This is a genomic window from Pseudomonas lundensis, assembly GCF_001042985.1.
Taxonomy (GTDB): domain Bacteria; phylum Pseudomonadota; class Gammaproteobacteria; order Pseudomonadales; family Pseudomonadaceae; genus Aquipseudomonas; species Aquipseudomonas lundensis.
The window spans coordinates 207,345-214,439 of the sequence record NZ_JYKY01000006.1 but is presented as its reverse complement, the minus strand read 5'-3'; the positions used below and the strand labels follow the sequence as shown (position 1 = coordinate 214,439).

The 7,095-nt window shown below is 54.9% G+C and carries 5 protein-coding genes, 1 rRNA gene and 2 pseudogenes; 5 read left to right on the top strand and 3 right to left on the bottom strand.

From position 1 onward, the window contains the following. Positions 1-2 precede the first annotated feature (2 nt). Positions 3-118 (top strand): 5S ribosomal RNA (gene rrf / locus TU74_RS07665). A gap of 218 nt (positions 119-336) precedes the next feature. Here the strand turns inward: rrf and queD are convergent. Continuing rightward, complete coding sequence (gene queD, locus TU74_RS07660) at positions 337-693, bottom strand: 6-carboxytetrahydropterin synthase QueD (protein WP_048375823.1); 357 nt, start codon at positions 691-693, stop codon at positions 337-339. A 220-nt stretch (positions 694-913) separates the two neighbouring features. Between queD and TU74_RS07655 the strand changes: the two genes are divergently transcribed. From TU74_RS07655 to TU74_RS07645, 3 genes are read left to right on the top strand one after another with little or no spacing between them, the layout of a single operon-like run. After that, on the top strand, positions 914-1,228 hold the full coding sequence (locus TU74_RS07655; protein ID WP_047294667.1) for a PepSY domain-containing protein: 315 nt from the start codon (positions 914-916) through the stop codon (positions 1,226-1,228). Next, the gene (locus tag TU74_RS07650) at positions 1,228-1,896 is read left to right on the top strand and encodes a response regulator transcription factor (RefSeq protein WP_047276017.1); all 669 of its coding nucleotides are present in this window, start codon (positions 1,228-1,230) and stop codon (positions 1,894-1,896) included. The genes TU74_RS07655 and TU74_RS07650 overlap by 1 nt, the downstream gene beginning before the upstream one ends. Further along, entirely contained in the window at positions 1,893-3,227 is a 1,335-nt protein-coding gene (locus TU74_RS07645) for an ATP-binding protein (RefSeq protein WP_048375818.1), read from the top strand. The genes TU74_RS07650 and TU74_RS07645 overlap by 4 nt, the downstream gene beginning before the upstream one ends. Before the next feature lie 23 nt (positions 3,228-3,250). Here the strand turns inward: TU74_RS07645 and TU74_RS25070 are convergent. Continuing rightward, positions 3,251-3,775: pseudogene (locus tag TU74_RS25070) on the bottom strand (methyl-accepting chemotaxis protein); the annotation flags it as partial. Positions 3,776-4,108: 333 nt separating this feature from the next. Continuing rightward, a pseudogene (locus tag TU74_RS25065) lies at positions 4,109-5,179 on the bottom strand (methyl-accepting chemotaxis protein); the annotation flags it as partial. A 523-nt stretch (positions 5,180-5,702) separates the two neighbouring features. On the opposite strand from TU74_RS25065, the gene TU74_RS07635 reads away from it, so the two are divergent. Continuing rightward, positions 5,703-7,022 carry a Na+/H+ antiporter family protein gene (locus TU74_RS07635; RefSeq protein ID WP_162199710.1) on the top strand — a complete coding sequence of 440 codons (1,320 nt, stop codon included), beginning with the start codon at positions 5,703-5,705 and terminating at the stop codon, positions 7,020-7,022. Positions 7,023-7,095 lie beyond the last annotated feature (73 nt).

Here is a 7,095-nt window from a genome sequence, read left to right as displayed (position 1 = left end):
TTCTTGACGACCATAGAGCATTGGAACCACCTGATCCCATCCCGAACTCAGCAGTGAAACGATGCATCGCCGATGGTAGTGTGGGGTTTCCCCATGTGAGAGTAGGTCATCGTCAAGATTAAATTCCAAAATCCCTGTCTGCTCACGCAGACGGGGATTTTGTTTTTTTGCCTTAAAAAAAGCCTTCAGGTATTTCTACGGGGAATCCCATTCCTCAAGAAGAGTTACACGCCTCCGACGGCCTCAATTGACGGGGCTAAACCCGTTTTTTGGTCAAAAAAAACCTGCGAACACACTGCTCGCAGGTTGGGATGAAACAAACCGCTAACTTCGAAATCACTCGCCGCGATAAATGCAACCGCTGGTACAGGTTTCGTGAATCCGTATTGCTGACAACTCTGGCAGCAAAGGTTTCAACTGCTGCCATATCCACGTGGCAAGCACTTCGCTCGTTGGATTTTCCAGACCAGGAATGTCATTCAAATAGTTATGATCAAGCACTTCATAGAGAGGCCTGAAAATCGCTTTGATCTCAGAAAAGTCCCGAATCCAGCCAGTCGAAGCGTTTATTTCACCGCTTAAATGGATCGCTACTTTGAATGAGTGGCCGTGCAAGCGTCCGCATTTGTGTCCTTGCGGAACGAAAGGCAGGCGGTGCGCCGACTCGAAGGTAAACTCTTTGAAAATTTCCACAGTGTTAGCAGCTCTTGAAGAAAGGGGGGCTTTCACGTGTGTGATGAAAGCAGAAACAGAGTTTAACAGTTAACCCCGGCGCAGCGCTCAACCTGAGCGGGACCGGAGTATGATCAGCGACAAAATGCCCGATATCTTCAGTTTAAGTTAAGCCATGACCAGTAGAGTTAACACCTCCAGCATTCAACACCACCTTATGCGCTGGACATCAGGAGATACCATGTACGGGAGCGGGGGCGCTAAAGCTCTGCTGGTTTTAATGCTTTTTGGTGTTTGCTCGCTGGCTGTCGCGCGGGATCTGGGGCCGGATGAAGCACTGCGCCTGCGCCAAAAAGGGATTATTTTGCCGTTTGAGCAGTTTGTGGACAGAGCCCTTGAGCGCTACCCGGCTTCCAGATTGCTGGAAGTTGAGTTGGAAAAAAAACACGGTCGCTACGTTTATGAAGTCGAACTGTTGACCAAGAAAGGCGTTGTTCGAGAGCTCAAGTTCGACGCCCGTGATGGTGAATTGTTCGAAGATAAGGAAGACGATTAATGCGTTTGTTGCTGGTTGAAGATCATGTGCCATTGGCTGATGAGTTGACTGCCGCCCTGACCCGTCAAGGTTATGCCGTTGACTGGCTTGCTGATGGCCGTGACGCTCTCCATGAAGGGCAAAGCGAGCCTTATGACTTGATCATTCTTGACTTGGGATTACCGGGTCTGCCCGGCATAGACGTTTTACAACAGTGGCGAGCAGGTGGCGTGACCACCCCAGTCTTGATACTCACAGCCCGCAGCTCTTGGGCGGAGCGGATAGAGGGCCTCAAGGCCGGAGCGGATGATTATCTGACCAAACCCTTCCATCCAGAAGAATTGCAATTGCGGGTGCAGGCGCTGTTACGACGCTCGCATGGCCATGCCAATCAACCGGTATTAACGTCGGCCGGCTTGCAACTGGATGAAGGCCGTCAATGTGTTACCCGGGATGGTGTCGATATTCAACTGACCGCTGCCGAGTTCCGGTTATTGCGGTATTTCATGTTGCATCCGCAACAAATTCTCTCGAAAAGCCATCTATCCGAGCACTTATATGATGGTGAAACCGAGCGTGATTCCAATGTATTGGAAGTGCATGTAAACCACCTGCGCCGCAAATTGGGACGTGATGTGATTGAAACGCGCCGCGGGCAAGGATACATCTTTGGATCGGGCACTCCATGAGATCAATCCAGCGCAGGCTCAGTCTTGGGCTTGTCAGTGTCTTGCTGGTAGCAGGCCTTGTAGTGGGGCAGGTTAGCCTGTGGTTATTTGAAACAGGTCTGCAGCGTTATCTGGAGTCAGGCTTACAAAATGACAGTGAAAACCTGTTGATTGCATTAAGCCGGGGCCCCCAAGGATTACAACTGGATGAGCGACGTCTGGCGCCCGCTTATCAGCGTCCGTTTTCCGGACATTACTTCAGTATTGAGTTTGGGGACATCCACTGGAGGTCTCGATCCCTCTGGGACAGTCAACTGCCCAAGACAGCCAAGCCAGGGTTGAGCAGCAAACTCCAGCCAGGCCCGGATAACCAGATGTTGCTCGTGCTGCGAAGCGACTACAAACGTTTGGGGCAGGTGGTTTCCATCACCGTTGCCCAAGATTACTCGCCCATACGCGCCAGCCTGAAGCAAGTACAACGCATTGGTTTAGCCATGGGGGTGGCGGCGTTAATCATCATCCTGATGCTGCAACGTGTAACCGTCCAACGCGCACTGCGGCCATTGGAGATAGCCCGCAAACAAATAGCTCAGTTACAGCAAGGCCAACGCTCTCAATTGGATGCGCAGGTGCCCCTTGAACTGGAGCCGCTGGTCACGCAAATCAACCACCTCCTGGCACACACGGAAGACACCCTTAAGCGTTCACGCAATGCCTTAGGCAATCTGGGGCATGCCCTGAAAACGCCCCTGGCAGTGCTGATGAGTCTTACCAACGACCCACGTCTCGCGGCCTATCCCGAAATCCAGCGCACCTTGCATGACCAACTTGAGCACATAGAACAGCGCATGAACCGCGAACTTAATCGGGCCCGTCTCGCGGGGGATGCCCTACCGGGCGCCCAATTTGATGCCGATGCCGAGTTACCTGCGTTGCTCGCCACCCTAAGCATGATTCACGGCCAGCATCTTACGATCACCTTTGACTCACCGTCGAACCTGCATTTGCCCTGGGATCGCGAAGACATGCTTGAGTTATTGGGCACCTTATTGGACAACGCGTGCAAATGGGCGGATGCCCGCGTCGAGCTGCGTTTGCGGCAAACGGAAGTCGGGTATGACATTCAAGTGCAGGACGACGGTCCGGGCATCCCCGAGGGAGAGCGCGATCAAGTAGTCAGTCGCGGTACGCGTCTCGACGAGCAGACGGCTGGCCATGGTTTGGGACTGGGGATCGTGCGCGACATAGTCGACGCCTGGGGCGCTAGTATGCAGTTGACAACAGGCGAGTGGGGCGGTTTGTTGGTCACTATTGAACTGGTGCACCCAGCAAACGGGGCGACGACAGCCTGAGGCATGTCGTCGCCTTTGCACAATCAGACCCGGAACTGATCCATGAGCGTCTGTTGTTGATTGGCCAGTTCGTTCAGCGACTGACTGACCCGCGCCGATTCATTTGCCTGTTCAGACAATGACTCCGTGACATCACGAATAGTCGACACGTTGTTGTTGATTTCTTCCGCCACCGCGCTCTGTTCTTCCGCCGCGCTGGCAATCTGCAAGTTCATATCCGTAATCACGGTCACGGCATTGCCGATTTGTTGCAGGGCGGTGACGGCCTGTCCGACCTGCTCAACACTGCCTTGCGCCTGACGATGACTATTGCCCATTGAGCTGACGACCACTTGCGTGCCCGCTTGCAATTGCTCAATCACCTGGCGGGTTTCTTCCACGGATTCTTGCGTGCGCCGCGCGAGGTTACGGACTTCATCGGCCACTACTGCGAATCCGCGACCCGCTTCACCGGCCCGGGCCGCCTCAATGGCGGCGTTCAAGGCCAACAAGTTGGTTTGTTCGGCAATGGCGCGAATCACTTCCAGCACCGTCCCGATTTTTTCACTGTTGGCTGCCAGCCCCTCCACTTGGGTCATGGCGTCGTTCATGTCGGCAGCCAGGTGATCGATGCTGTTGGTGGTGCGGTCAATGATGGTCAAGCCTTCACGGGTCGCCTGGTCTGCATCCCGCGCGGCTTGCGCAGCCTGAGCGGCGCTGCGGGCAACGTCCTGTGCCGTGGCACTCATTTCGTGGGACGCCGTGGCAGCCTGGTCGACCTGACGGTATTGCTGCTCCATACCAGCGCTGGTCTGCGTGGCAATGGCGGCCGATTGATCGGCAGTGCTGCGCGCATCCTGCACGGAGCGTTTGACCTCGGCAATGATCGGCTGCAGCTTGTCCAGAAAACGGTTAAACCAACCGGCCAACTGGCCAAGCTCGTCTTTTTTGTCGTACGTCAGGCGGCGCGTCAGGTCACCTTCGCCACTGGCGATATCCTCCAGCATGTGAGCCACGCCCAGGATAGGACGCGTTACGCTGCGCGCCATGAACCAGATAAGCACCAGGCCGACGATCGCCGCCAGCAGGCCCAGGCTCAGCTCAATCAATGTGCCGGCGTTATTGCGCTCATCCAGCTCGGCCTGCAAGGTTTCAGCCGGGCCGACCAGCACTTTTTCAGGCACGTCCAGCAAAACCCCCCAAGGTTGGCTCCCCGGGATGGGAAAGAACGGCGTGAGTACTTTCAGACGCCCCTGATTGCGCAGGCTTTGGGCTTGCCCGCCCGTGGTCATCATGTGCAGCAGTTGTGCGCCATTTTCACGATCTACGGCATCCAGGCGCTGACTGAGCTTGCTGGCGTCGGCACTGTAGCCTGCGAGCAAACCGACCGAGCTGATAATGCCTACGTTGGTCTGGCCGCCGTAAAGTTTCTGGCTGGCGTCCTGGCTGAGGGCTTGCAGGCTGTTGAGATTAATATCCACGGACAGCGATGCAATCACTTTGCCGTTAACCATGAGGGGAAATACGATGCTGGTCAGCAGCACGTTTTGCCCGTCTATTTCATAAAAGTAGGGCTCAATGATGCACGGCTTCAGGGTCTTGCGCGGGCAAGTGAACCAGGCGTTATTGGCCTGTCCGCTCGGACCGGTGCTGGTATCAGCCATGTCACTTTCAGGAAGCGCCATCGACGTCAGCTTGCCCGGCGTCGGTTGCGACCAATACAGGGCAAAACGGCCTTTGTCGTTACTGCCCAGCTCTTTTTGATGATCAAACAGCTGGTCTTTGCCATCCAGCGCGTTCGCTTCAAACACCAGAGACAAACCGAGCAAGTCCGGGTTGGCCTGCAAGGCGGCTTTTACCTGACGGGTCAGGTCTTCGCGCAGATCAAACGCATCCAGAAAACGTTTTTCCGATTGCTCGCGCAGAAAGAGCACCTGACGGGCGAAGCCATTTCCATATTGATACGCATCCATGAACTGGCGACTGATGGCCAGCGCCTGAGCCTCGCCCTGTGATTCGATACGGGCTTGGGCTGACTCATTGAGCATCTGGGTGCTGGAGGCTTTCACCAGCTCCGAATTGTGCTCCATGCGATAAAGGGACAATCCCACCAGCAACGTCACAATCGCCAATAAACAAAGTCCGGAAAGCAGGGTGATTTTCCATTGAATGGAAAGCTGTCTGATCGACATGGAGACATCCTAAAAAGAGGCTTTGTCTGTTAGCGGCCGATTGACACATTTCTTTACCGTTGAAACCTGAAATCAGGCTTTTTAAAATTTGATTTGGCCCTTTATTTACTAGGGTTAAAGCCGGATGCGGGGCGTTTGATGGCAAGGCAAGGCACGCGCTTTGACAAGGCGGCAATGCTGCTGCAAAGTGTGCGCCCTCAAATAAATCCTCCTTTCCAAATCCGGCGACTGGAACAGCAGTCTTTTGCCCGGAATCATCCGCACGACGGTGTTTTCACGTTGTGTGAGCCATGAGGTTGTAATGATAAATGCAGTTGTTGCCGCGGTCGGCATCATGTTGGTGCTCAGTCTGTCCCGTGTGCATGTGGTCATCGCTCTGATCGTCGGTGCTGTCGTCGGCGGCCTGGTGGGTGGGTTGGGTGTCGAAGAAACCCTTAATGCGTTCAACAGCGGGCTGGGCGGTGGAGCGCAGGTCGCACTGTCGTATGCAATGCTCGGTGCCTTCGCTGTAGCCATCGCCAAATCAGGCCTGGCACATGCCTTGGCCGATAAAGCCCTCACATTGGTTAACAAACAACAGACTGCAGGCGGGAACCGGATCAAGTGGTTATTGATCGTCCTGTTGCTGGTGGTGGCCATATCCTCGCAGAACATCTTGCCGATCCACATTGCGTTTATCCCTTTGCTGGTGCCTCCGCTGCTGTACGTCTTGACCAAATTGCGGATCGACCGTCGCCTGATTGCCTGTGTCATGACATTTGGCCTGATCACGCCGTACATGTTCTTGCCTGTGGGCTTTGGCAACATTTTCCTCAACCAGATCTTGCTCGCCAATGTCAGCAAAGGGGGCGTGGATATCAGCCAGGTCAATGTCACCCACGCCATGGCCATTCCGGCGTTGGGCATGCTGTTCGGTTTGCTGGTTGCCGTGTTTATCAGCTACCGCAAAAAGCGTGAGTACGACTTGTCGAAAATCGAGCAGGTCGAGCAAACTGCCATTCGCTATAACCCGCGCACCCTGCTGGTCGCCGGTGTGGCCATCGCGGCGGCCTTCATTGTTCAACTGTGGCTGGGTTCGATGATCATTGGCGCACTGGTCGGTTTTCTGATTTTTTCTGCCTCGGGCATCGTGCGCTGGCGTGAGACCGACGACCTGTTTACCGAAGGCATGAAAATGATGGCCATGATCGGCTTCATCATGATTGCGGCCTCGGGGTTTGCCGAAGTGATGAAAGCCACTGGCGAAGTGAAATCCCTGGTTGAGGCGTCTGCCGGCTGGATCAATCACAGTAAAGGCGTCGGAGCACTGCTGATGCTGCTGGTCGGCTTGCTGGTGACCATGGGGATTGGCTCGTCGTTTTCGACCGTGCCCATCCTGGCAGCCATTTTCGTTCCGCTCTGCGTTCAACTGGGTTTCAGTCCAATGGCCATCGTTTGCATCGTGGGCACTGCCGGTGCGTTAGGCGATGCCGGGTCCCCGGCTTCAGATTCAACCCTCGGTCCGACCTCCGGTCTGAACGTTGACGGCCAGCATCACCATATTTGGGACACCGTGGTGCCCACTTTCCTGCATTACAACTTGCCACTGCTGGCGTTCGGCTGGGTTGCGGCAATGACGCTGTAAGCGGCGGGCTGACCATTTATGAATAAACACCTGTGTGCGGTCTTAACTTTGTAGGATTCAGGCCGTTAACGCA

Coding starts and splice junctions, on each gene's coding strand:
- TU74_RS07650 (WP_047276017.1), top strand. CDS start 1,228: ATGCGTTTGTTGCTGGTTGAAGATCATGTGCCATTGGCTGATGAGTTG.
- TU74_RS07645 (WP_048375818.1), top strand. CDS start 1,893: ATGAGATCAATCCAGCGCAGGCTCAGTCTTGGGCTTGTCAGTGTCTTG.
- TU74_RS07655 (WP_047294667.1), top strand. CDS start 914: ATGTACGGGAGCGGGGGCGCTAAAGCTCTGCTGGTTTTAATGCTTTTT.